This window comes from Pseudomonas sp. WP18 (genome assembly GCF_036689585.1).
Classification (GTDB): domain Bacteria; phylum Pseudomonadota; class Gammaproteobacteria; order Pseudomonadales; family Pseudomonadaceae; genus Aquipseudomonas; species Aquipseudomonas chlororaphis_E.
Genome location: NZ_CP144758.1, coordinates 1820352 through 1843238 on the forward strand (window position 1 = coordinate 1820352; position 22887 = coordinate 1843238).

The 22887-nt window shown below is 62.5% G+C and carries 25 protein-coding genes and 1 pseudogene; 16 read left to right on the top strand and 10 right to left on the bottom strand.

Going from position 1 to position 22887, the window contains the following annotated elements:
• Positions 1-128: 128 nt before the first annotated feature.
• The 3 genes from V5F23_RS08025 (at position 129) to V5F23_RS08035 (ending at position 2250) form a co-directional block, all read left to right on the top strand.
• On the top strand, positions 129-419 hold the full coding sequence (locus V5F23_RS08025) for a hypothetical protein (protein ID WP_042728340.1): 291 nt from the start codon (positions 129-131) through the stop codon (positions 417-419).
• 126 nt (positions 420-545) lie between these two features.
• Positions 546-1307: a CHAD domain-containing protein gene (locus V5F23_RS08030; protein WP_047737552.1), complete on the top strand. Its 762-nt coding sequence runs from the start codon at positions 546-548 to the stop codon at positions 1305-1307.
• A 145-nt stretch (positions 1308-1452) separates the two neighbouring features.
• The gene (locus V5F23_RS08035; RefSeq protein ID WP_042728335.1) at positions 1453-2250 is read left to right on the top strand and encodes an acyl-CoA thioesterase domain-containing protein; all 798 of its coding nucleotides are present in this window, start codon (positions 1453-1455) and stop codon (positions 2248-2250) included.
• Between the two features lie 18 nt (positions 2251-2268).
• Here V5F23_RS08035 and V5F23_RS08040 read toward each other — a convergent pair.
• The 3 genes and pseudogenes from V5F23_RS08040 to V5F23_RS08050 form a co-directional block, all read right to left on the bottom strand.
• Positions 2269-2481 (bottom strand): annotated as a pseudogene (locus V5F23_RS08040) (terminase); the annotation flags it as partial.
• A 286-nt stretch (positions 2482-2767) separates the two neighbouring features.
• The gene (locus tag V5F23_RS08045; protein WP_338497940.1) at positions 2768-4249 is read right to left on the bottom strand and encodes a methyl-accepting chemotaxis protein; all 1482 of its coding nucleotides are present in this window, start codon (positions 4247-4249) and stop codon (positions 2768-2770) included.
• A 207-nt stretch (positions 4250-4456) separates the two neighbouring features.
• A complete protein-coding gene (locus V5F23_RS08050; protein ID WP_338497943.1) occupies positions 4457-5266 on the bottom strand; it encodes a TatD family hydrolase in 810 nt (269 codons plus the stop codon).
• Positions 5267-5497: 231 nt separating this feature from the next.
• Between V5F23_RS08050 and V5F23_RS08055 the strand changes: the two genes are divergently transcribed.
• From V5F23_RS08055 to V5F23_RS08065, 3 genes are all read left to right on the top strand, one after another.
• Entirely contained in the window at positions 5498-6919 is a 1422-nt protein-coding gene (locus V5F23_RS08055; protein ID WP_338497946.1) for a transglycosylase SLT domain-containing protein, read from the top strand.
• Between the two features lie 98 nt (positions 6920-7017).
• The gene (locus V5F23_RS08060) at positions 7018-7452 is read left to right on the top strand and encodes a DoxX family protein (RefSeq protein ID WP_047737539.1); all 435 of its coding nucleotides are present in this window, start codon (positions 7018-7020) and stop codon (positions 7450-7452) included.
• 303 nt (positions 7453-7755) lie between these two features.
• On the top strand, positions 7756-8064 hold the full coding sequence (locus V5F23_RS08065; RefSeq protein ID WP_024618163.1) for a hypothetical protein: 309 nt from the start codon (positions 7756-7758) through the stop codon (positions 8062-8064).
• Positions 8065-8076: 12 nt separating this feature from the next.
• Here the strand turns inward: V5F23_RS08065 and greB are convergent, their stop codons facing one another.
• Genes greB through V5F23_RS08080 form a run of 3 tightly spaced genes read right to left on the bottom strand, consistent with a single transcriptional unit; the run spans position 8077 to position 11796 of the window.
• On the bottom strand, positions 8077-8574 hold the full coding sequence (gene greB, locus V5F23_RS08070; RefSeq protein ID WP_042728330.1) for a transcription elongation factor GreB: 498 nt from the start codon (positions 8572-8574) through the stop codon (positions 8077-8079).
• Between the two features lie 34 nt (positions 8575-8608).
• Complete coding sequence (locus V5F23_RS08075) at positions 8609-11113, bottom strand: ABC transporter permease (protein WP_047737535.1); 2505 nt, start codon at positions 11111-11113, stop codon at positions 8609-8611.
• Positions 11113-11796, bottom strand: a complete 684-nt coding sequence (locus V5F23_RS08080) for an ABC transporter ATP-binding protein (protein ID WP_042728328.1) — start codon at positions 11794-11796, stop codon at positions 11113-11115. Before V5F23_RS08080 ends, V5F23_RS08075 begins: the two co-directional genes overlap by 1 nt.
• Before the next feature lie 10 nt (positions 11797-11806).
• Between V5F23_RS08080 and V5F23_RS08085 the strand changes: the two genes are divergently transcribed.
• The 3 genes from V5F23_RS08085 to V5F23_RS08095 all read left to right on the top strand — a co-directional run bounded on the left by V5F23_RS08085 (position 11807) and on the right by V5F23_RS08095 (position 13868).
• Entirely contained in the window at positions 11807-12412 is a 606-nt protein-coding gene (locus V5F23_RS08085) for an arylesterase (protein WP_042728327.1), read from the top strand.
• A 56-nt stretch (positions 12413-12468) separates the two neighbouring features.
• On the top strand, positions 12469-12762 hold the full coding sequence (locus V5F23_RS08090) for a hypothetical protein (RefSeq protein WP_042728326.1): 294 nt from the start codon (positions 12469-12471) through the stop codon (positions 12760-12762).
• A gap of 134 nt (positions 12763-12896) precedes the next feature.
• Positions 12897-13868, top strand: coding sequence for a L,D-transpeptidase family protein (locus V5F23_RS08095; RefSeq protein ID WP_042728325.1), 972 nt, complete (start codon positions 12897-12899; stop codon positions 13866-13868).
• Positions 13869-13995: 127 nt separating this feature from the next.
• On the opposite strand, the gene oprI is transcribed toward V5F23_RS08095, so the two are convergent.
• The gene (gene oprI / locus V5F23_RS08100; protein ID WP_025113130.1) at positions 13996-14247 is read right to left on the bottom strand and encodes an outer membrane lipoprotei OprI; all 252 of its coding nucleotides are present in this window, start codon (positions 14245-14247) and stop codon (positions 13996-13998) included.
• 635 nt (positions 14248-14882) lie between these two features.
• On the opposite strand from oprI, the gene V5F23_RS08105 reads away from it, so the two are divergent.
• Positions 14883-15164, top strand: a complete 282-nt coding sequence (locus V5F23_RS08105; RefSeq protein WP_042728324.1) for a GNAT family N-acetyltransferase — start codon at positions 14883-14885, stop codon at positions 15162-15164.
• Positions 15165-15251: 87 nt separating this feature from the next.
• On the opposite strand, the gene V5F23_RS08110 is transcribed toward V5F23_RS08105, so the two are convergent.
• Positions 15252-16328, bottom strand: coding sequence for a 3-deoxy-7-phosphoheptulonate synthase (locus V5F23_RS08110; RefSeq protein WP_047737531.1), 1077 nt, complete (start codon positions 16326-16328; stop codon positions 15252-15254).
• A 222-nt stretch (positions 16329-16550) separates the two neighbouring features.
• On the opposite strand from V5F23_RS08110, the gene V5F23_RS08115 reads away from it, so the two are divergent.
• The 4 genes from V5F23_RS08115 to cysB all read left to right on the top strand — a co-directional run bounded on the left by V5F23_RS08115 (position 16551) and on the right by cysB (position 20111).
• Entirely contained in the window at positions 16551-17504 is a 954-nt protein-coding gene (locus tag V5F23_RS08115) for a putative 2-dehydropantoate 2-reductase (RefSeq protein ID WP_042728322.1), read from the top strand.
• 19 nt (positions 17505-17523) lie between these two features.
• The gene (locus V5F23_RS08120; protein WP_047739510.1) at positions 17524-18429 is read left to right on the top strand and encodes a 5'-nucleotidase; all 906 of its coding nucleotides are present in this window, start codon (positions 17524-17526) and stop codon (positions 18427-18429) included.
• Between the two features lie 96 nt (positions 18430-18525).
• Positions 18526-19026, top strand: coding sequence for a universal stress protein (locus V5F23_RS08125; RefSeq protein WP_042728320.1), 501 nt, complete (start codon positions 18526-18528; stop codon positions 19024-19026).
• Between the two features lie 110 nt (positions 19027-19136).
• Positions 19137-20111, top strand: coding sequence for an HTH-type transcriptional regulator CysB (gene cysB / locus V5F23_RS08130; protein WP_003183769.1), 975 nt, complete (start codon positions 19137-19139; stop codon positions 20109-20111).
• A 9-nt stretch (positions 20112-20120) separates the two neighbouring features.
• Here cysB and V5F23_RS08135 read toward each other — a convergent pair whose 3' ends face one another.
• Complete coding sequence (locus V5F23_RS08135) at positions 20121-20603, bottom strand: GreA/GreB family elongation factor (protein WP_042728319.1); 483 nt, start codon at positions 20601-20603, stop codon at positions 20121-20123.
• A gap of 2 nt (positions 20604-20605) precedes the next feature.
• Positions 20606-20992 carry a hypothetical protein gene (locus tag V5F23_RS08140; RefSeq protein WP_042728318.1) on the bottom strand — a complete coding sequence of 129 codons (387 nt, stop codon included), beginning with the start codon at positions 20990-20992 and terminating at the stop codon, positions 20606-20608.
• A gap of 127 nt (positions 20993-21119) precedes the next feature.
• On the opposite strand from V5F23_RS08140, the gene earP reads away from it, so the two are divergent.
• Both earP and V5F23_RS08150 read left to right on the top strand, forming a co-directional pair.
• On the top strand, positions 21120-22253 hold the full coding sequence (gene earP, locus V5F23_RS08145) for an elongation factor P maturation arginine rhamnosyltransferase EarP (protein WP_338474443.1): 1134 nt from the start codon (positions 21120-21122) through the stop codon (positions 22251-22253).
• Between the two features lie 48 nt (positions 22254-22301).
• Positions 22302-22871 (top strand): elongation factor P, encoded by a 570-nt coding sequence (locus V5F23_RS08150; protein ID WP_003226785.1) that lies wholly within the window; start codon positions 22302-22304, stop codon positions 22869-22871.
• The last annotated feature ends 16 nt before the right edge of the window (positions 22872-22887 follow it).

The following is a 22887-nucleotide window of genomic DNA, read 5'->3' on the forward strand; positions in this document are numbered from 1 at the left end:
TTTTTGACACGCCGCCGTGGCATTTGCGTATGCTCGCCCACGCTGGAATATACGCGGCTGGCCTCGGCACTTTTTGCCGGCGAAACCGTCTTACCTGCACGACTGTTTACCTGACTCGAGGTGTAATGATGAAAGCCCGGATCTGCCTTCCCCTGGTAGCTTCCCTGATGGTTCTGGCCCTGACCGGTTGCGCGGCCAAGACCGCTTACCGTGACAGCTGCGGTACCCAGCTCGATGCCGCCTGGCATGAACTGGACCTGGCCAAGGCCGAAGGCTTTGCCGGCACCGTCAGCTACTCCAAGGCACTGTCGCTGTTGACCGGCGCCAAGACCCAGCAGCAATTCGAAGCGTTCGAAGGTTGCTCCAAAAAAGCCGAGAAGGCGCGCTTCTACATTCGTGAGTCTCGCGCTGGCCGTTGAGCCCCGCGAATCCATTACAGGACGTTAAAAGCAGCGACAAGCGATGGGTTGCAGGCTACAAGTGAAGGGCGCACCGTGTTCCTCACTTGTAGTCCGCAGCGCTAAGCTGCTTACGGAGTAGTGTCCATGATCGATCGGCTGGTGGCCCGGATACTGGGCCTGGAAGTCCGCCTGCTGGCCTGTCAGGCCCGCCTCAATGCCCATACCGACAGCGAAGCGCTGCATGACCTGCGGACCACCGTCCGCCGCCTGCGCAGTCTGCTTCGTCCGCTGCGTGGCTTGCCCGGGGTCGAACAGCTGGAAACCGCCGCTTCCGCGGTCGGCACCCTGACCACGCCGTTGCGCGACCGGGAAGTCCTGGCGGCCTACCTCGAACAACATGGCCAAGTGGAGGCGGCGCGCCGCCGCCGGGCGCTGATGGCCGACGCGTACCCCAGCGTGGCCGGCAGCCCGGAGCTGGGCCAGTTGCTGATGATCCTCGATGCCTTTCCTCGCTTCATTCGCGCTGCCCAGCGGGAGGGGCTGCTCAAGGGCTTGCGCAAGCGCATCGAAAAGCGCCTGGACAAACAATGGCAAAAACTCGGTGAAGCTTTGCGCGACCCTGCCCATGACCGTCACCGGTTGCGCCTGCTGATCAAGCGTGTGCGCTACGCCCTCGAAGCCTACCCTGAACTCGACCGCTTGCCCGAGGCGGCCATGCCACGGCTCAAGTCCGCCCAGGGCGCGCTGGGTGACTGGCACGACTGCTGGCAATGGCTGGCCAGGGCCGAGGAAGAGGCCGACCTGCGATCCTGCGTGCCCACCTGGCAGCGCACGATGGAAAAGGCCGAGGCCAAGTCCGACAAGGTGCTCGATAAGCTCATTGCGAGCTGCTTCGAAAAATCCTGAGTTTCCCTGTGTGGGGGCGAGCTCGCTCCCACTGATTCAATAGCGGCGGCTTATCTGCCAGTCTCTTTGGCCGGAATGAGCGCTGTGCCGCTTGCCGGCGCTGGTTAAGATCCCTTTATCTCTTTTCCCTGCTTTCGAGGTCGTCATGCGCTTTTCCGATTTGATCGATGCCGTGCGCCGTCAACCAGAGGCCGTCACCATCGCGCCTGAATGGGGCCAGGGGCGCGCCACGTTTGGCGGGTTGGTGGCGGCGTTGCAGTATGAGGCGATGCGTGCCCGGGTGCCGGCGGATCGCCCGGTACGTTCACTCGCGATCACGTTTGTCGGCCCGGTCGAGCCGGATGTGCCGGTCAGCTTTGAAGTCGATGTACTGCGCGAAGGCAAGGCGGTGAGCCAGGTGTTGGGGCGCGCCGTGCAGAACGGCCAGGTGGTGACGGTGGTGCAGGGCAGTTTTGGTGCCTCGCGTTCTTCCGTGGTGGCGGTTCAGGCCGACCCGGCGCCGGAGTTCAAGAGCGTGGAACAGTGCCAGGAGCTGCCTTACGTCAAGGGCGCTACCCCTGAATTCATGCGTCACCTGGCCATGTGCTGGAGCGTCGGTGGCTTGCCGTTCACCGGCAACACATCCCGCAGCATGGGTGGTTGGGTGCGTCTGCGCGGTGATGTTAAGGAAGAACCGTTGAACGAGAGCCACATCCTGGCGCTGGTGGATGCCTGGCCACCGGCATTGCTGCCTCATCTCAAGCAAATGGCCCCGGGCAGCACGTTGACCTGGACCATCGAGTTTGTCCAGCCGTTGCTGGAGCTGACGACCCTGGACTGGTGCAAGTACCTGGCCGAGATCGACCATGCCCAGGATGGCTACGGCCATGTCGCCGCCAAATTCTGGAGCGCCGATGGCCGCTTGATCGCCTTGAGCCGGCAGACGGTGACGATTTTCGCCTGAGGCGATGGATCACGGATGGTGGCGCTGCAACCCCAATGCGGCGACCACGCCGATGGTGCCGATGGCGATGTCCGCCGCGCTGGCACTGAACACCCCGGACACAAGCAGCAGGAACGCAATGATGAACAGCGGCACCGCCATCAGGTGCAACACCTGGTGGGTCGGTTGGCGGTCAGGGGCGGGCCAGGTGCGCCATTGCCAAGCGGGTAAGTGAGGGTGACGTTTGCCCATGATGCATGTCCTTGAGTTCACGAAATCGAATAACCCAAGAATAGGCCCGGCCGGGTGAAGCGGCGAATCGCGCTTGGCTATCGATGTGATAGGGCGAAACAGGTGTTGGGAAGATCCACTTTTTGTGGCGAGGGGATTTATCCCCGTTGGGGTGCGAAGCGCCCTCAAAGGCGCCTCCGTAAGGTTGGGTACCTCGGTCAAATGCTTTGGGGCCGCTGCGCGACCCAACGGGGATAAATCCCCTCGCCACAAACAGCAGCCACCCCAGGCCGGTAGGATTGGCGCCCTAAAACTTCAACTGCCCGATCGCTTTGTTCAACTCGCCCGCCAGGGTCGCCAGCTCATGGCTGGTGGTGGCCGAGTCGACGGTTTGGCGCACGGTGTTTTCGGTGACGTCGCGAATGCTCACCACCGCCCGGTTCATGTCCTCGGCAACCTGGCTCTGCTGTTCGGCCGCGACGGCGATCTGGGTGTTGCTCTCGCGCATCTGGGCCACGGCGGCGGTGATCTGCGCCAACGCATCGCCGGCCTCGCGGGCCTGTTGCACGCAGTCGTCGGCCTTGTACGAGCTCTCCTGCATGAAGTCCACGGCGTCCCGTGTACCGGCCTGCAGGGCCACGATCATGGTGGTGATTTCGTCCGTGGAAATCTGCACCCGCTTGGCCAGGTTACGGACCTCGTCGGCCACTACGGCAAAGCCCCGTCCCATTTCTCCGGCCCGTGCCGCCTCGATGGCAGCGTTCAACGCCAGCAGGTTGGTTTGTTCGGCAATGCTGTGGATCACACTGACCACGCCACTGATCTTCTGGCTGTCTTCGGCGAGGCGCTGGATCATCTCGGCGGTCTGTTGCACCCCCGAGGACAGCCCGGTGATCGACTGCTGAACGCGGCTCACCACGTCATGACCGTTGCCGGCCAAGGTGTCGGCGGTCTTCGACAGGTCACGGGTGGCGCTGGCGTGCTGGGCGATGTGGTAGACCGTGGCAGACATCTCGTTGATCGCCGTGGCGGCCTGGTCGGTCTCGCTCTGCTGGCCGAGCATGCCGTGGCGCACGTCGGTCATGCTCGACGCCAGGCGTGCCGCGCCGGTGTCCAACTGCCGAGCCGTGCTGGCGACGGTGTCCACGACCCGTTGATAACCGGCCTGCATGGCATTGAACGCGGCCGCCATCTGGCCTACTTCATCCTTGCAGGCCAAGGGGACGCGGGCGGACAGGTCACCGGTTTTTTCCACGTGCAGCATGACGTCCTTCAGCGTGTTGAGCTGGCTGAGCAGGAAGCGGATCAACAGTTGCGAGGCCCCCAGCATTGCCAGCATCAGCACGAATACCGCCACGGCGTATTGGCTGAAGCGTTCGCCAAACACCTGGCCCAGGCTGACGCCATGGGCCAGGACGGCCAGTTGTTGGCCGTCGCCGCGCCGGATCACTTCGGCTCCCAGTAGCGGGTCGTCGCCCAACAACGGGCTGGCATCCAGTTCGACCCAGCCGTTGGCTTGCGTCAGCGCCGGCAGTGGCTGTTCATGGAACACCGGTACCTGGTCGCGCTGGAGCGCCAGGACGGTGTCGAGCTTGGGCAGCGCCTGTCCGGCCGGCCAGGCGCCCAACAGGTACGCCTGGGCCTGGGCATTGGCCTGGGCCGCATGATTGCGCGCCTGCTGTTCAAGGTGCACTGCGTAGAGCACCAGCAGCAGGGTAGTGACAAAGGCGACCGCGTTGACCGCCCAGAATTTGTACTTCAGTGAGATATTGCTAAGCCAGGCACCCATGGAAGGTCTTCTCTGATAGCGGAAACAGTTTTGGCAAGGTGCCATTATTGTGCCGCTCCCCCAGGGCTGGGAGGTTGATGTGGGTCAACAGACACCCCGAAACCCTCTGTGGGAGCGGGCTTGCTCGCGAAGGCTGTGGGTCATTCACAGCAGGATGAACGGGTCTAGTGCATTCGCGAGCAAGCCCGCTCCCACACAGAGGTGTGTTTAAACCGATAGGACGGGCAATCCAAAAAACGCCCGTGCGCACGCAGTGGTATGGGCCGCCAGGTCTTCCGGGGTTTCGCCACGGTGTACGGCCACTTCCCGTAGCACCTCGGTCAGATAGGCCGGTTCGTTCCGGCCGTTTTTCGGCTTGGGCCGCAGCGTGCGCGGCAACAGGTATGGCGCGTCGCTTTCGAGCATCAGGCGGCCGCGAGGGATGTCGCGCACCAACGGATGCAGGTGCGTGCCCCGGCGTTCATCACAGATCCAGCCGGTGATACCGATGTGCAGGTCTAGGTCGAGGTAGTTGAACAGGGCCTTTTTTTCACCGGTGAAGCAGTGCACGACGGCGGCCGGCAACCGGTCGCGAAAATCCCGCAGGATGTCCAGCAGCCGCTGGTTGGCGTCACGCTCGTGGAGAAACACCGGCAATTGCAGTTGGACCGCCAAGGCCAGGTGCTCTTGCAGCACCTTCTCCTGCTGCGGCCTGGGGGAAAAGTCGCGGTTGAAATCCAGCCCGCATTCACCCACCGCCCGCACGCGGTCGTGGCTCAACAGGTCCTTGAGGTGCCTGGCGCTGTCGGCGGTCCAGTCGCTGGCGCTGTGGGGGTGAATACCGGCAGTGGCGAACAGACGCTCGCCGCGCTCATCCAGGCGCTCGCACAGTGCCAGGGCCTGTTCGCTGCCCTCGATGCTGGTGCCGGTCAAGACCAGTTGGCAGACCCCCGATTCATAGGCGCGGTCGAGCACTGCCTGATGTTTATCGGCAAAACTGGGGTTGGTCAGGTTGACGCCGATATCGATGAGTTGCATGGTGCTACCTCGGCCCAAAGGCCGGAAAGCATATCAGAGCTGTAGATTTATAAGAAAAGCCAAGAACTACAACGAGTTGTGGCTGTCTGTTGAGGCCGCGAGACAGGTCGGGTTGGTATAAACGCTATCACTGTGCCAGTCTTTCGCACTTTTCAGCGCCCCAAGCGCTCTGTTTCTGTCGTCCCCAGCCTCGTTTTCGAGGCGGCCGGCAGTGTTCCTTCCGGAGAGTGGATGACACGTCCCCAGGCGTTGCTACTGCTGTGTTGCTCGCTGCTCTTGCCGATCCCGGCGGACGCGCGGCTGCCTGGGCCGGTGCAGGTCGTGGCGCCGGGCACCGTACGCGACCTGGCGCAAATCCGCAGCAGCCGGGTGCTGAAGGTGCTGGTCAACCAGAGTCGCAACAGCTCCGGCGAAGTCCAGGGCCAGCCCATCGGTGTCGAATACCACCGGTTACGCGCCTTCGAGCAGTACCTCAACGGTCACGCCCGGGACGGCCAGGAAATCACCCTCAAGATCATCCCCAAGGCCAAGGATCAGTTGCTCGGTGCGTTGCAGCGTGGCGAGGGCGATCTCGTGGCCCCCGGCGAGCTGCTCGAGCCCCTGGCCAGCCATGCGGTCAGCCCCAGCGATCCGATCCGCAGCGATGTGCCATTGCTGCTGGTGGGCATCAAGGGCGAGAAGCGCTACAACCGCGTGGAACAACTTTCCGGTAAGACCCTGGCCCTGCCCAACGGCAGTGCGGCGGGGGATGCGGTGAGCCAGATCAACCAGAAACTGGCCCTGCTCAAATTGCCGCCGGTGAAAATCGAATGGGTCGACCCGACCCTGGCGGTGGAAGATGTGCTGGAGATGGTCCAGGGCGGGATTTTCCATCTGACCATCGTCGAGCAACCCATTGCCGAACGCTGGGGCAAGATTCTTCCCAAGTTGCGCTTCGACCGCCAGGTGCTGATCGGCGAGCCCGGCGATGAATACTGGTTCGTGCGTCGTGATGCCGCCATGCTCCGGGCTAGCATCGACCGGTTCCTGGCGACCTACAAAGTGCCGGACAACCAGGACGCAGCGTTCCTGTGCATCTACCGGCGGCTGTATCAGGTTCACTATCCGCTGGCCCGCGCCGATCGCCAGCGCCTGGAGAAGCTGCGTCCGGTGTTGCAAAAACATGCCGAGGCCCAGGGCATGGACTGGCTCAACCTGGCGGCCCTGGCCTTCAAGGAATCAGCCCTGCAACCCAGCGCTCGCGGTAGCGGTGGCCCCACCGGGCTGATGCAGATCACCCCGTCGGCAGCCCAACGGGTGGGGGTGGACAACATCCAGAACCTCGACGCCAACGTGCAGGCGGGCGCCAAGTACCTGGCCATGATTCGCCGCAAGTTTTTCGCCAGCCCCAAGCTCAATGAGCGCGAGCGCATGGCATTCGTCCTGGCCGCCTACAACATGGGGCCGGAGCGCGTCCAGGGCATGCGCGCCGAAGCCCGGCGACGTGGGCTGAATCCCAACCAATGGTTCTTCCAGGTCGAGCGCATTGCCATGGAGCAGGTGGGAATGGGCGCCGTCAGCTACGTTAATAGCGTGAACAAATACTATTTGGCTTTTGATCGGGAGCGAGAGTCCCTGGAGCCGACCGGGCAGAAGATCGCTTTACGGAAATGATCAATTAAATTGATTGGTGTGTCGCAATTTTTGCGCTTTTAGCACAAGTTTTTTTGATTAATATGGCGTCCAACCACCACACATCTAGGGATGAACCCATGAGCTCGCTGATCAACAAAATAATGTCCACCCGTGCCGGCTACGGCCTGACTGTCCTGCGTATTGCCGTCGGCATCATCTTCGCCGCGCACGGTTCGCAGAAGCTCTTCGGCCTGTTCGGCGGCTACGGCCTGGCTGGCACGGCGCAATGGATGGAAAGCATTGGCCTGACCCCTGGCTACCTTATGGCGACATTGGCCGGCGGTACCGAGTTTTTCGCCGGGCTGGCGCTGATCATCGGCCTGCTGACCCGTCCGGCGGCACTGGGCCTGGCCTTCCTGTCACTGGTGGCGATTTTCTCGGTGCACATTGGTAACGGTTTGTTCATGGCCAACAACGGCTATGAGTTTGCCCTGGCGTTGTTGGCGGGCAGCGTTGCCATCCTGGTCGAAGGCGCTGGCAAACTGTCGGTGGATCGAGCCATCGCCGGCTGATGCTCAACTGAAAACAAAGGCGCTTTCCTTTTTCGAGGAAAGCGCCTTTTTCTTTTGCGGCTGACAGCCGCCATGGTCGTGCCCTCCCACAGGGGGTGACCCTGCCGCCGTTCTTGACACCGCCCGGTCAGCTTCTCTAGGATGCCGCTCATGCGCCGATTTAAACAGCTACTTGCGGGGCGCCAGGTGACTCTCCAGTTGCCGACAGAAGCCGGGTTACGCGGCTTCGAAGTACCGCTAAAGCGCTGGTTCGGTGTTGCCTCTCACCTGCCATGCAGACTTTTGAGGCAGAGACACGACACGATGAATGCACCCAGCCCCCTTGTACGTCTTGCGCCCATCACGGCGAACCTAGTGCAACGCAACCCGAAAATCCTCCTGGGTGGCACCCACCAGCCCACGTTGCTGCGCTACCTTGACGGCTGGCCGCGACGTAACCACGGGCCGGCCGCTTTCCTGATCCAGTTTGTCGAAGACGGTGAATCCTTGGCGCGTTTCGCCAATGACAGTTTCGACCTGGCCGTTATCCAATCACCCAGCGCGGCGGACGCCCCCGAGATGATCCGGCAACTGACCCGTGTCGCGCGGCAGGGGCTGATTACCCGCCGTTGAGGTGTCCGGCCCTTACGGATAGGTGATGTCGACGATATAGACCATTTTTTCGCCGGTCGGTGTCTGGACCTTGACTTCCGCATCCAGGGCCTTGCCAATCAGGGCCCGGGCCAGTGGCGAGTCGATGCTGATCAGGTTCTGTTTCAGATCCAGTTCGTCAGGGCCGACGATGCGATAGCGCGACGCCTTGCCTTCCTCGTCCTCGACGGTGACCCAGGCGCCGAAATACACCTTGTTGGGATCGCTGGGCTTTTCACTGACCACCTTCAGCGCTTCAAGGCGCTTGGTGAGAAAGCGCACGCGACTGTCGATTTCCCGCAGCATTTTCTTGCCGTAGGTGTACTCGGCATTTTCCGAGCGATCACCCTGGGCCGCCGCCTCGCTGACCGCCTGGGTCACCTGGGGGCGGCGCACATGCCACAGCTCATGGAACTCCGCGCGCATCCGCGCTTCACCTTCGGGGGTGATCAGCGCGGTGCCGGCGGTGCGGGGTGGGCGATAGCGGCTCATGGCAACTTCTTGTAATGGCGAAGCCGGAAGTCTATCAACCCTCGCGCAACACTGTCAGCGGGCTGGCATTGAGCGCTCGTCGGGTGCCGAACACCCCGGCGCCGCCGATCAACAAAGCGCCCACCAACGGCAACAACAGCAGCCACGGATGCGGATGCCATGGCAGGTCGAACGCGTAGCGGTAGAGCACGAGGCTCACCAGCTCCGAGCCCAGGGCCGCAAGCAGACCGCTGACCGCACCCAGCAGGCCGAATTCGATGCGTCGGGCCTTGACCAGCAATGGCCGCTCGGCCCCCAGGGCCCGCAACAGCGCACCCTGGCGAATCCGTTCATCGAGGGTCGCCTGCAGGCCGGAGAACAGCACGGCCATGCCTGCCGCCAGGACGAACAGCAGCACATATTCCACGGCCAGGGTGACCTGGGCCAGGATGCTGCGCAGCTGTTCGAGCAGCGCCTCGACTTGCAGGATCGTCACCGCCGGGAAGGCCCGGGACAGGTCGACGATCTGCTGGTCGTGGCCCGCCGCCAGATAGAAGCTGGTGAGGTAGGTGGCCGGCAGGTCCTTCAGCGTTCCGGGCTGGAAGATCATGAAGAAGTTGGGCTGGAAGTTGTCCCAGTTGATTTCCCGCAGGCTGGTGACCTTCGCTTCGCGGTTGACGCCGCCCACGCTGAAGACCAGGCGATCACCGAGCTTGATCTTGAGGTTGTCGGCGACTTTGCCTTCCACCGAAACCCCCGGGATATCGTCTGGTGGTTGTTGCGGCCACCAGGTGCCGGCCGTGACGACGTTGCCCGCCGGCAGGTCCGCGGCCCAGGTCAGGCTCAAGTCGCGCTGCAGGGCCCGGTCACCGGCGGAGTCCTTGGTGACGAACTCGCTGGCCGGCTCGCCATTGATACTGATCAGACGCCCCGGCACCACGGGGTAGAGTGGCGCCGATTGTGCCGACAGCGCCACCAGCTTGTCGGTGAAGGCCTGCTTGTCGTCGGGCAGGATGTTCAGGGCGAAATAATTGGGCGCGTTCTTCGGCAACTGGTTTTGCCAGGTGTCCAGCAGCTCGCCGCGCAACAGCGCAATCAGCGCCATGGACAACAGGATCAAGCCAAATGCCAGGGCCTGGCCGGCCGCCGCCAGGGGATGGCGCAGCAGTTGGCCGAGGCCGAGCCGCCAGGGCAGGGCGGCGCGGGCCAGCAGGCGACGCAGGCTCTGGAGCAGCAATAGCAACAGCCCACCGAGTACCAGCGCCGCGACGACGCCGCCACCGAGCAGGGCGAACGTGAGGACCAGGTCCAGGCTCAGGCGCCACATGATCAGGCCCAGGGCGCCCAATGCGGCGCCATAGACCACCCAGGTGCTGGACGGGATCGGCAGCATGTCCCGGCGCAGCACGCGCAGCGGCGGCACCCGGCCCAGCGCGGCCAACGGTGGCAGGGCAAACCCCGCCAGGGCCACCAGGCCGGTGCCGATCCCGGCGATTGCCGGCAGCACGCCCCCTGGCGGAACCGCCGTGGGCAAGAGGTCATGCAGCAGCGCGAACAGGCCCAATTGGGCGATCCAGCCGAGTAGGGCGCCGCTGATGCTGGCCAGGAGGCCGAGCACTGCCAATTGCAGGCTGAACAGCACCATGGTTTCCCGGCGTGACAAACCCAGGCAGCGCAGCAGGGCGCTGGCATCGAAACGGCGGGTGGCAAAACGGTTGGCCGACAGCGCGACCGCGACGCCGGATAACAGCACCGCCACCAGGCTGGCCATGTTCAAGTAGCGCTCGGCCTTGCCCAGGGCTCCACCGATCTGCCGGTTGCCGTCGCGGGCATCCTGCAGGCGCTGGTTAGGCTCAAGGCCTGGCTTGACCAGGTCGCGATAGGTTTGCAGCGCCGGCGCCGGGCCGCGCCACAGGTCGCGATAGCTGACACGGCTGCCGGGTTGCACCACGCCGGTGGCGTCCAGGTCCTTGAGGTTGATCATGACCCGCGGCGTGAGGCTATAGAAATTCCCGGCGCGATCGGGTTCATAGGTCAGGACCCGGCTCAGGCGCAGGGTCTTGTTGCCGATGTCGATGCTGTCGCCGATCTTCAGGTCCAGGGCCGTCAGTAGCCGGGACTCGACCCAGGCTTCGCCCGGGCTCGGACGCCCGCCGGTTTCTTCCGGCGCGAACGGCGCGGCGGCGCTCTTCAGCTCGCCGCGCAATGGGTAGAGGTCATCGGCAGCCTTGACGCTGGATAACTGGATGCCATTGTCAGTGGCGACGACGCTGGAGAACTCCACCACCCGGGCATGTTCCAGGCCCAGTTCGGTGCCGCTGCGGATCTGTTCCGCGCGGGCCGGCGAGCTGCCTTCGAGCAGCAGGTCGGCGCCGAGGAACTCGGTGGCACGCAACATCATCGCGCCGTTGAGGCGGGCACCGAAGTAGCCGATGGCGGTACTCGCCGCCACCGCCACCAGCAGGGCGAAGAACAACACCCGCAACTCGCCGGCGCGGGCGTCGCGCAGCAATTGACGAACAGCAAGACTGAACAGGCGCAACAGCGGCAAGCGTGCCATCAAGGCTCCAGGGGCGCGACCATCTGGCCGGCTTCAAGTCGGATCAGGCGCCGGCAGCGATGGGCCAGGCGTTCATCGTGGGTGACCAGCACCAGGGTCGTGCCGCGTTCCTTGTTCAGTTCGAACAGCAGGTCGCTGATGCGCTCGCCGGTGTGGCTGTCGAGGTTGCCGGTCGGTTCGTCGGCAAACAGCACATCGGGTTCGGCGGCAAAGGCGCGGGCAATCGCCACGCGTTGCTGCTCGCCGCCGGAGAGCTGGCGGGGCGAGTGGGTCAGGCGCTGGCCCAGGCCGACCCGTTGCAGCAGTTCGGCGGCGCGTTCGCGGGCGTCCTTGCGCCCGTCCAGCTCCAGCGGCAGCATGACGTTTTCGAGGGCGTTGAGGCTGTCGAGCAACTGGAACGACTGGAAGACGAAGCCTACGTGCTCGGCGCGGATCCGCGCCCTCTGGTCTTCATCAAGGGCGCTCAGGGCCTGGCCGGCGAGCGTGACCTCGCCGCTGCTGGGCAGGTCGAGGCCGGCCAGCAGGCCCAGCAGGGTGGATTTGCCGGAGCCGGACGCGCCGACGATCGCCAGGCTGTCGCCTTTGTTCAGTTCCAGGCTGAGTTCGTGCAGGATGGTCAGTTCACCTTCCGCGCTGGAGACCACTTTGCTAAGGTCCGTCGCGGTGAGAATGCTTGAGCCCATGGAGAATCCGATGCGTGTGTGGTTTTTGAGTGCCGGCCTGGCCTTGATGTGCATGGTCCAGAACGCAGCGGCGGGTACAGTCCTGATCGTTGGCGATAGTATCAGCGCGGCTTTCGGCCTGGATACCCGGCAGGGCTGGGTGTCGTTGCTTGAACAACGGCTCAAGGCCGAGGGTTTTGACGACAAAGTGGTCAATGCGTCGATCAGTGGCGACACCAGCGCGGGAGGCCAGGCGCGGCTGCCGGCGCTGCTTGCAGCCCATAAACCGGACCTGGTGGTCCTGGAACTGGGAGGCAACGATGGCTTGCGCGGACAACCGCCAACACAATTGCAACAAAACCTTGCAGCGATGATCGACAGCGCCCGTGCCAGCGGTGCCAAGGTCCTGCTGCTGGGCATGCAACTGCCGCCCAACTATGGGCGGCGGTACACCGATGCGTTTGCCCAGGTCTACAGCACCCTGGCCGAGGAGAAGAAAGTCCCCCTCGTGCCGTTTTTCCTCAAGGACGTCGGCGGTGTTCCGGGGATGATGCAGGGCGACGGATTGCACCCGTCCGTCGCCGCCCAGGGCAAGTTGCTGGAAAATGTCTGGCCGACGCTGAAACCGCTGCTTTGACGCTTTTCTAGAGGCGGGCTTTCGGCTAATGTGGCGCCCCCGATTTGGAGCCCCCGATGCCGCGTCCCGCCTGGTCCTTGTTTGCCTACCAACTGATCGAGCCTGACGAGCAGTTGGACCTGTTCGCCTGCCAGGAAGTGCGGGTGCATCTGGTAACTCGGCAGCTGGAACTTGGCGGCTCCGCCGACCGTACGCTCTGCGGCAGCCTGCTGCCGGCCCAGCCGCGCTGGTCGAGTGTCGATCGGCGGATCTTCCAGGACCATCGCCTGTGTTCCTTGTGCCGGGCGATCCTCGAATCCCAGAAGCGCGGCACCTCGCCGATCTGGCCGGAGCTGCGGTTCGAGCTGTAATGCCTGCGGGAGTCTGTGCAGCCCTCGATCTGCTGCACATCGGACGCCTTGATGCCGCCCTCCCCGAAGTAACAGGCTGCGGTGTACAATCGGCGCTTTCATACCCTCTGTTCGATCTGCGAAGGATTTCCCGGATGTTGCCGCGCTTGCCTGCCGTCGCCCGCTGCCTGTCTCTAGCCGCCCTGTGTATGGCCGGCCCCGTTGCAGCACTGGAGCTGCCTTTGCCACCGCCGGGTGAAGACATCATCGGCCAGGTGCAAGTCATCAAGGCCAAGTACGAAGACACCTTCGCCGACCTGGGCACCACCTATGACCTGGGCTACACCGAGATGGTCGCGGCCAACCCGGGCGTCGACCCCTGGTTGCCGGGCGCGGGCACCGAGATCGTGCTGCCGACCCGCTTCATCCTGCCGCCGGGGCCGCGCGAGGGGATCGTGATCAACCTGGCCGAGTACCGCCTCTACTACTTCCCCAAGGGCCGGAACGTGGTCTACACCTTCCCGCTGGGGATCGGCCGTGAAGGCTGGGGCTCGCCGATCGCCCACACCAGCATCATTGCCAAGACGCCTAACCCGACATGGACCCCGCCAGCCTCGATCAAGGCCGAGCACGCCGCCGATGGCGACCCGCTGCCGAATGTGGTGCCGGCCGGCCCGGATAACCCGCTGGGGCCTTTCAAGTTCACCCTGGGCACCCCGGGCTACCTGATCCATGGTTCGAACAAGAAATTCGGCATCGGCATGCGTACCAGCCACGGTTGCTTCCGGATGTTCAACAACAACGTCCTGGAAATGGCCGGCATGGTGCCGGTGGGCACGTCGGTGCGGATCATCAACGACCCCTACAAACTGGGCTTGAGCGGCGGCAAGGTTTACCTCGAAGCCCACACTCCGCTGGATGACAACGGCAACCCGTCGGTGGTGGACAAGCACACGGCGGTGATCAACGCGATGCTCAAGCGCGAAGACATCACCAGCAACCTGCGCATGAACTGGGATGTGGTGCGGGACGTGGTGGCGGCCGAAGATGGCCTGCCGGTGGAGATCGCCGTGCCGAGCACGTCGGCCCCGATGGTCTCGAGTGCACCGATCGACCTGCAGCAGTAATAACGCTCCAAGGCAACCCGCCGACGTCTCGCGAGGTCGGCGGGTTTTTTATTACCCGAAAAAAACACCGGGCAATAAAAAAGCCGACCCATGAATGGGTCGGCTCGATAACAATCCCGAAGGACTATTACTTGCGGCTAGCTTTGTCCAGCATGCGCAGAGCACGCTCGTTAGCTTCGTCAGCAGTCTGTTGTGCTTTTTGAGCAGCAGCCAGAGCTTCATCAGCTTTACGGTAAGCTTCGTCTGCACGAGCTTGGGCGCGAGCAGCTGCGTCTTCGGTAGCAGTCAGACGTGCTTCGGTTTCTTTCGATGCGCTGCTGCAACCGGTAGCCAGAACTGCGGCCAGGGCCAAAGCAGAGAATTTCAGAACGTTGTTCATCGTGTTCCCCTTCAAGGACTTTCTATTAGTGACTGTCTCCCCAGACTGGGGAGTTAGCCGGCGTACATACTACCCATTACTTGTAGTAAGTAAACTGACGTAACGCAAGAAGCAAAAAAATTGTAGGCGGTGATTCTTTTTCGAGCAACTTTTCTGTGCGCTGTTGAACAAGCACCAGCGCCAAGCCCCAGACTGGAGTGTCTAGATGAAGAAAAGTTCCGCGCCGGGATCAACTCCCCAAAGGCCCGCTAACGTCGTTGTTGATTGATTCGCCTAGACTTTTGTACATTTTTTGCGCAATCTCCCAGGCATCTTTATTGGGTCTTGGCGGTGACTTTAACTACCGGCGCTCGTCTCAAGACTCAACAACTGGCGATGTTCAGCTATTGCACCGCGACACCGACTTCAGCACGGCGATGGCGCCCGGTCGATAAAACCGACGAGGTTACCCCTTCGATGACAGGTGTGTCTTGAGCATTTGCGTCATTGGTGCCTACTATTCACGACGTGCTCGGGTTTGAGCGGATCGGTTTTGGCGCTCGGTGACCAGGAAGGCACGGGGTGGCGTAGATGTTCCTTCGCCGGAAAAACATCGGTAAGGTAGGGGTCAGCATTCAGACCCGCGAGGAGTAGTGATGAGCGAGGCGTTGTCCATCCACCATGACCAGGCTGGTCATCAATTCGAGACCACCGTGGACGGTCATCGTGCCTATCTGACCTATATGGACCTGGGCAAGCAGACCCTGGACATCTATCGCACCTTCGTGCCCAACGCCCTGCGCGGCCGGGGCATTGCGGCGGCGCTGACCGAAAAGGCGCTGCAGTACGCCGAAGAGATGGGCTACACGGTGATCCCGTCCTGCTCCTACGTGGAGCGCTACATGGAGCGTCACCAGCGGCACGCTGCGAAGCTTTGACCGAAGACGGATTCCCCAATGAAAAATGCCGGGCTTTTCAGCCCGGCATTTTTTTGCCTCGATCTTCCTGATAGGGAAGACGCTCGATCAGCCGCGCTGACGCTTGGGCAGCACGTCCTTGAGTTTGGCGTGCATGCTGCGCAGGGTGTTTTCGGTCGCGCTCCAGTCGATGCAGGCATCGGTGATGGAGACGCCGTACTGCAAGTCGGCGAGGTCTTTCGGGATCGCCTGGCAACCCCAGTTCAGATGGCTTTCGACCATCAGGCCGATGATCGACTGGTTGCCTTCCAGGATCTGGTTGGCCACGTTCTCCATCACCAACGGTTGCAAGGCGGGGTCCTTGTTGGAGTTGGCGTGGCTGCAGTCGACCATGATGTTCGGCTTGATCTTTGCCTTGTTCAGCGCCTGTTCACACAGCGCGACACTGACCGAGTCGTAGTTCGGCTTGCCGTTACCACCGCGCAGCACGACGTGACCGTAGGCGTTGCCCTTGGTGGTGACGATCGACACGCCGCCTTCCTGGTTGATGCCCAGGAAGCGGTGAGGGCTGGAAACCGATTGCAAGGCGTTGATGGCCACGGTGAGGCCACCGTCGGTGCCGTTCTTGAAGCCCACCGCCGACGACAGGCCGGACGCCATCTCGCGGTGAGTCTGGGATTCGGTGGTGCGCGCACCGATGGCCGACCAGCTGATCAGGTCCTGCAGGTATTGCGGCGAGATCGGGTCCAGCGCTTCGGTGGCGGTGGGCAGACCCATTTCAGCCAGGTCCAGCAACAACTGACGACCGATGTGCAGGCCGTCCTGGATCTTGAACGAGTCGTCCAGGTACGGGTCGTTGATCAGGCCTTTCCAGCCGACGGTGGTACGCGGCTTCTCGAAATACACCCGCATCACCAGGTACAGGGTGTCGGACACTTCCGCCGCCAGGACCTTCAGGCGCTCGGCGTATTCGTGGGCGGCCTTGATGTCATGGATCGAGCAGGGCCCGATGACCACGAACAGGCGATGGTCGCTGCCGTCGAGGATATTGCGGATGACTTCCCGGCCCTTGGTCACGGTGCGCAGGGCAGCGTCGCTCAGGGGGATATCGCGCTTGAGCTGGTCAGGCGTGATGAGGGTCTCGTTGGAGGCGACGTTAAGGTCATTGATCGGTAAATCAGCCATCGTGTTACTCGTCAGGTCACGGGTGCCGGCCGCCAGCGATCCCCGCGCGGCGGTGCACAGCGGATTTAAGCGCGTCGGGGAGCCGAACCTTATCGCGTTACGAGGGGGCTCGACAATGGGCAGGGGCCGGTTTGAAGGGGATTTATCCCCGGTGGGATAAGTCCCCGAGTCCCGGGGGGCTGTGCAATGATGTGCAGGGCCGTTTACCAGAGGAGCGCAAAGATGCAGGCAGGTGTTAAACCGCGGATCGGCATGATCGGCACCGGGGCCATTGGCGGGTTCTATGGCGTGATGCTGGCGCGTGCCGGTTTTGACGTGCACTTCTTGTTACGCAGTGAGTTCAATGCGGTGGCCGAAGGCGGGTTGCAGGTCGACAGTGCGGTTCATGGCGCACTGGCCCTCAACCCGGTCCAGGCCTACCGCTCGGCGGCCGAGATGCCGCCCTGCGACTGGTTGCTGGTGGGCGCCAAAACCACCAGCAACGCCGAGTTGGCCCCGGTCATCCGCCAGGCGGCTGCGCCCGGGGCAAAGGTCCTGCTATTGCAGAACGGCCTGGATGTCGAGGAGGCGCTGCGCCCCTTGCTGCCCGACTCGCTGCACCTGTTGGGCGGGCTCTGCCTGATCTGTGTTCATCGGGCCGGTCCCGGTGTCATCACCCACCAGGCGCTGGGCGCGGTCAACATCGGTTACCACAGCGGTCCGTGCGGCGATCAGGCTGAACGCATGCTGATTGTCGAAGAGGCTGCGACGCTGTTTCGCCATGCCGGCATCGATGCCCAGGCCATGGCCGACCTGCAACAGGCCCGTTGGCAGAAATTGGTGTGGAACGTGCCCTACAACGGTCTCTCGGTGTTGCTGGGGGCCAGCACCACGCCGTTGATGGCCGATGCCGCCAGTCGCGAGCTGATCCAGGCGTTGATGCGCGAAGTGGTGCAGGGGGCCCAGGCCTGCGGTCATCACATCGCACCGGGCTACGCCGACTACCTGTTCGCGATGACCGAGAAGATGCCCGACTATTGGCCGAGCATGCACCACGATCATCTGCATAAACGCGCGCTGGAACTGGAGGCAATCTACGCCCGGCCGTTGGCGGCGGCGAAAGCGGCGGGGTGTGCGCTGCCGAAAATTGAAGCCTTGTACCAGGCGTTGGCGTTCATGGATCGGCATAACCGCTGAGCGCGGATGGGGGGGCGACATGGCAAACAATATTGACGACAAGTTGGTGCTGGCGATTTCATCGCGGGCGTTGTTCGACCTCAGCGAAAGCCACAAGGTGTACCTGTCCAGTGGCGTCGAGGCCTACCGGCAATACCAGATCGAGCACGAAGATGAAGTCCTGGCGCGGGGAGACGCGTTCGCCCTGGTGGAGAAACTGCTGAGCCTCAATGCACACCTGGGGCGTGCCCGGGTCGAAGTGGTGCTGGTCTCGCGCAACAGTGCCGACACCGGCCTTCGGGTGTTCAACTCGATTGGTCACTATGGCCTGGCGATCTCGCGTGCCGCGTTCGTCGGCGGCCGCAGTCCTTATCCCTACCTGAAGGCGTTCGGCTGCGACCTGTTCTTGTCCACCCATGCCGAAGACGTGCGCAGTGCCCTTGATGCCGGGTTCGCCGCGGCGACCATTCTCTCCGGCGGTGCCAGCCGCGCCGCCAGCGAGGAATTGCGCATCGCGTTCGACGGCGACGCGGTGCTGTTCTCCGATGAGTCGGAGCGCGTCTATCAGGCCGGTGGCCTCGAAGCGTTCCAGGCCAGCGAACGGCAGGCGGCCCGCGAGCCATTGCGAGGCGGACCGTTCAAGGGCTTCCTGGCCGCGCTCAATGCCCTGCAACGCGAGTTTCCCGAGGACGCTTGCCCGATTCGCACGGCGCTGGTGACGGCCCGTTCGGCACCGGCTCACGAGCGGGTCATCCGTACCTTGCGTGAATGGGATATTCGCCTGGACGAGTCGCTGTTCCTTGGCGGCCTGACCAAGTCGGCATTCCTTGAAGCCTTCGCCGCCGACGTGTTTTTCGACGACCAGACCGGCCACTGCGAACTGGCCCGCGAGGTGGTCGCCACGGGGCATGTCCCCCACGGCATCAGTAACGAGGTGAAGCCCTGACGACCGGTTGTTCAGGACGCTAAGCCGCACGTCGTGCTGGCGAAGGCGCTGCTAAGCTCAATCCATCTCCGCCATTCTGGCACGCGAGGAGGTCACATGATCCGTTCGATGCTGTACGCCACAGACCTGGGGCTCTACGCCCCTTATGTGATGCAGCATGCCTTGGCGTTGGCACGGACGTTTAAAGCCGAGTTGTATGTGGTGCATGCGGTAGAGCCGATGGGGTTGTTCGCCGAATCGGTGTTGCAAAGCTATCTCGACGAGCAGGCGCTGAACGAATTTCATCGCCAAGGTCTGAATACGGTGATGGCCAACATTGAGCAACGGGTGCTCGACAGTTTTCGCGAGGAGTTGGGCGAAGGGCAGCAGGACTTGCAACTGATCAAGTCGGTCAGGGTTTTCCAGGGTGATCCTTCCCAGGTCATCCTCGAGCAGGCTGCGAAGCTCTCGGTCGATTTGCTGATCGTCGGCAGTCATTGCCAGGGGGCCAATGGAGAAAGCCCCCTGGGCAGGACTGCCGCCCGGGTATTGCAGTTGTCCCGGGTGCCGGTCTACCTCGTGCCGCTGGTGCAGCGTCGACGCCAGGGAGAGGCTTGAGGCTAAATGATGGCTTTTTATAAAAAGTTCTAGATTTATTGCCAAAACCTTTCATATAGTTATATACCGTCGCTGATGCCCGTGGCGTCCAACTGCTTTGAGGGATACATATGAAGCTTCAACAACTGCGCTACATCTGGGAAGTGGCGCACCACGACCTCAACGTTTCCGCTACTGCCCAGAGCCTGTACACGTCACAACCCGGCATCAGCAAACAGATCCGCCTGTTGGAAGACGAACTGGGCGTCGAAGTCTTCGCCCGCAGCGGCAAGCACCTGACCCGCGTAACCCCGGCGGGCGAGCGCATCATCACCACGGCCGGCGAGATCCTGCGCAAGGTCGAAAGCATCAAGCAGATCGCCCAGGAGTTCTCTAACGAGAAAAAAGGCACCCTGTCGATCGCCACCACCCACACCCAGGCCCGTTATGCACTGCCGCCGGTGATCAGCAACTTCATCAAGCAATACCCGGACGTGGCGCTGCACATGCACCAGGGCTCGCCGATGCAGATCGCCGAAATGGCCGCCGACGGCACCGTGGATTTCGCCATCGCCACCGAGGCCCTGGAACTGTTCGGCGACTTGGTGATGATGCCGTGCTACCGCTGGAACCGCTGTGTGGTCGTGCCCCAGGGCCATCCCCTGACCAAGTTGCCGAAGCTGACCCTCGAAGCCCTGGCCGAGTACCCGATCGTGACCTACGTCTTCGGTTTCACCGGTCGTTCGAAGCTTGACGAAGCCTTCAGCCATCGCGGCCTGACCCCCAAGGTGGTGTTCACCGCCGCCGATGCCGACGTGATCAAGACCTACGTGCGCCTCGGCCTGGGCGTGGGCATCGTGGCCAAGATGGCGGTCGACACCAAGCTCGACAATGACCTGGTGGTGCTGGATGCCAGCGAGTTGTTCGAGTCCAGCGTGACCAAGATCGGTTTCCGTCGCGGTACTTTCCTGCGTGGCTTCATGTGCGATTTCATCGAGAAGTTCGCACCGCACCTGACCCGTGAAGTCATGGCCAAGGCCATCCAGTGCCACAACAAGCAGGAACTCGAAGAGCTGTTCGACGGCGTCGAACTGCCCGTGCATTAAGCCAGCTTTCTAGATCGCCTCGGTGACAGCGAACTGTTGCCGGGCGCCCGCCACGACAATCTCCACTTCATCCCCTTCGAACTTGCCCAGAAGGCCCCGGCCCAGCGGCGAGCGAGGGGTGATGACCGTGATCGGCTGGCCCACCAGCGAGACCTTCAACCCCGCCGCGTCCGGCCCCAGGAACAGCCACTGCTGGCGGCCGTCTTCATCTTCCAGCCCGATCAACGTACCGACCTCGATCCCGCGCTGCTCGCTGTAGGGCCTGGGCGAAAGGTTCTGGCAACGGGTGAGGGCCTGGCGGATTTCCTCCACGCGCCTGGCCTGGCCGGCGGCGAGGTAGGCGGCCTCAAGGCCGAGGGTGTCGTATTTGTTCTCGGCGATGTTTTCTTCGTGGGTCGCGGTTTCATACGCGGTCAGGGCCGCGCGTTCGGCGATGTCGAGATCGATCCTGAGCTTGTCCAGGATCAGTTGGTGGACGGTCTGTTTGTTCATGCTCATTCGCAGAATTGCAGCACGTTGGCGCGGCTTTTTTCGCTGGGCGCGTTCTGGTCCTGTTGCAACCAGAACTGGCACTTGGGGTTGGACAGGTTGCGGGGGTTGTTGCGGACCTGGTCCAGCGCTTGCCGCTGCTCGTTGCGTTGCAGGTTCTGCTGGTATTGCTCGAACATTGGCGTGGGCGGTGGCGGGGCCGGTTGCGCCGCCGGTGGTTGTGCCAGTTGATGCACGGCAGCGGCGACCGGCGCCAGGGTTTCACCCAGGAACAATCGCGACATGAGCCAGCCCGTCAGGACAATGGCAAGGAACCCCAGCCACAGGCCAAGGGCAATACTGACGGTCAGTTTCAAGGCTGAAAGACGTGGGGCGGGCGGGTAATCAGACATGGCTGCTTCCTGGCAGGGGCATGGGCATGGGCAGGGAGTGATTGTCGCATGAAGATTAATCGCCGTCGGCTCTTCTGCATGCCTGGTTTATTCGGGACAATCAGGCCTTTGCCACAGGGAGTCGGGAATGACCGTGCGCTGGGATATTTTTTGCACCGTCGTCGATAACTTTGGCGACATTGGCGTCACGTGGCGCCTGGCTCGGCAACTGGTGGCCGAGCATCGATGCGTGGTGCGGCTGTGGGTCGACGACCTGCGGGCGTTCGAGCGGCTGTGCCCGGAGGTCGACACCACGTTGTCCGAGCAATGGCAGCAGGGTGTGGAGGTGCGCCACTGGCCGCAGCAATGGCCGACCACCGAAGCCGCCGACGTGGTGATTGCCGCGTTCGCTTGCCAACTGCCAAGTGCCTACATGGACGCAATGGCCGAGCGCCCGACACCGCCGTTGTGGATGAACCTCGACTACCTGAGTGCCGAAGACTGGGTAATCGGTTGCCACGGCTTGCCGTCGGTCAAGTACCACCACGTGCAGAAGTATTTCTTTTTCCCGGGCTTTGCGCAGGGCACCGGAGGCTTGCTGCGCGAAGCGGGCCTGCTGGAGCGCCGTCGGCAATTTCAGCTGGATGCCCAGGCGCAGACGCTTTTCCTACAGGGGCTGGGCGTCGATCGGTCGCCCGATGCGTGCCTGATCTCGCTGTTTGCCTATGAAAACACCGGGCTCGCCAGTTGGTTCGACGCCATGGCCGCCGATACCCAGGCGTTTCACGTGCTGGTGCCCGAAGGGCGGGTGCTGGGGGATGTCCAGCGCTGGCTCGGGGTCGATGGCCTGGCCGTGGGTGCGGTGCATCGACGTGGCGCCCTGACGGTGCAGGTGCTGCCGTTCATCCGCCAGGACGAATACGATCAACTGCTGTGGTGCTGCGATTTCAATGCGGTGCGTGGCGAAGACTCCTTCGTCCGTGCCCAATGGGCCGGCCGGCCACTGCTCTGGCATATCTACCAGCAGGAAGAAGACGTTCACCTGGAAAAACTCGAGGCTTTCCTCAGGCTGTACACCCAGGGTCTTTCGGAGGCGGCGCAAAATGCGATCAGCGGTCTTTGGCGGGCCTGGAATGCCGGCCAGGACATGGCCGAACACTGGCGATCGACCCGCCAACAGCAGCAGGAACTGGCCGAACATGCCCAGGCGTGGTGTCTGGAACAGGCCTCGCGACCCGATCTTGCCGCGGCGCTGGTGAAGTTTTATGGAAATTGGATATGATACGCGGCCTAGATTTTTGTAAATCCCATCCAAATTCGGATATTCGCAATGAAAACTGGTAAAGAACTCAAACCCGGTACCGTGATTCGTATCGACAACGATCCTTGGCTGGTTCAGAAAGCTGAATTCACCAAGTCGGGTCGTAACAGCGCGATCATGAAGACCAAGCTGAAGAACCTGCTGACCGGTTACAAGACCGAAACCGTTTACGGTGCGGACGACAAACTGGACGACGTGATCCTCGACCGCAAGGAAGCGACCCTGTCCTTCATCAGCGGCGACACCTACACGTTCATGGACACCACTGACTACACCATGTACGAGCTGAACGCCGAAGACATCGAAAGCGTTCTGCCATTCGTGGAAGAAGGCATGACCGACGTCTGCGAAGCCGTGTTCTTCGAAGAGCGCCTGGTGTCCGTAGAGCTGCCGACCACCATCGTGCGTCAGGTTGACTACACCGAAGGTTCCGCTCGCGGCGACACTTCCGGCAAGGTCATGAAGCCTGCCAAACTGAAGAACGGTACCGAACTGTCGGTGGCCGACTTCATCGAAATCGGTGACATGATCGAGATCGATACCCGCGAAGGCGGTTCCTACAAAGGCCGCGCTAAATAAGCGAAGCCTTTGCATG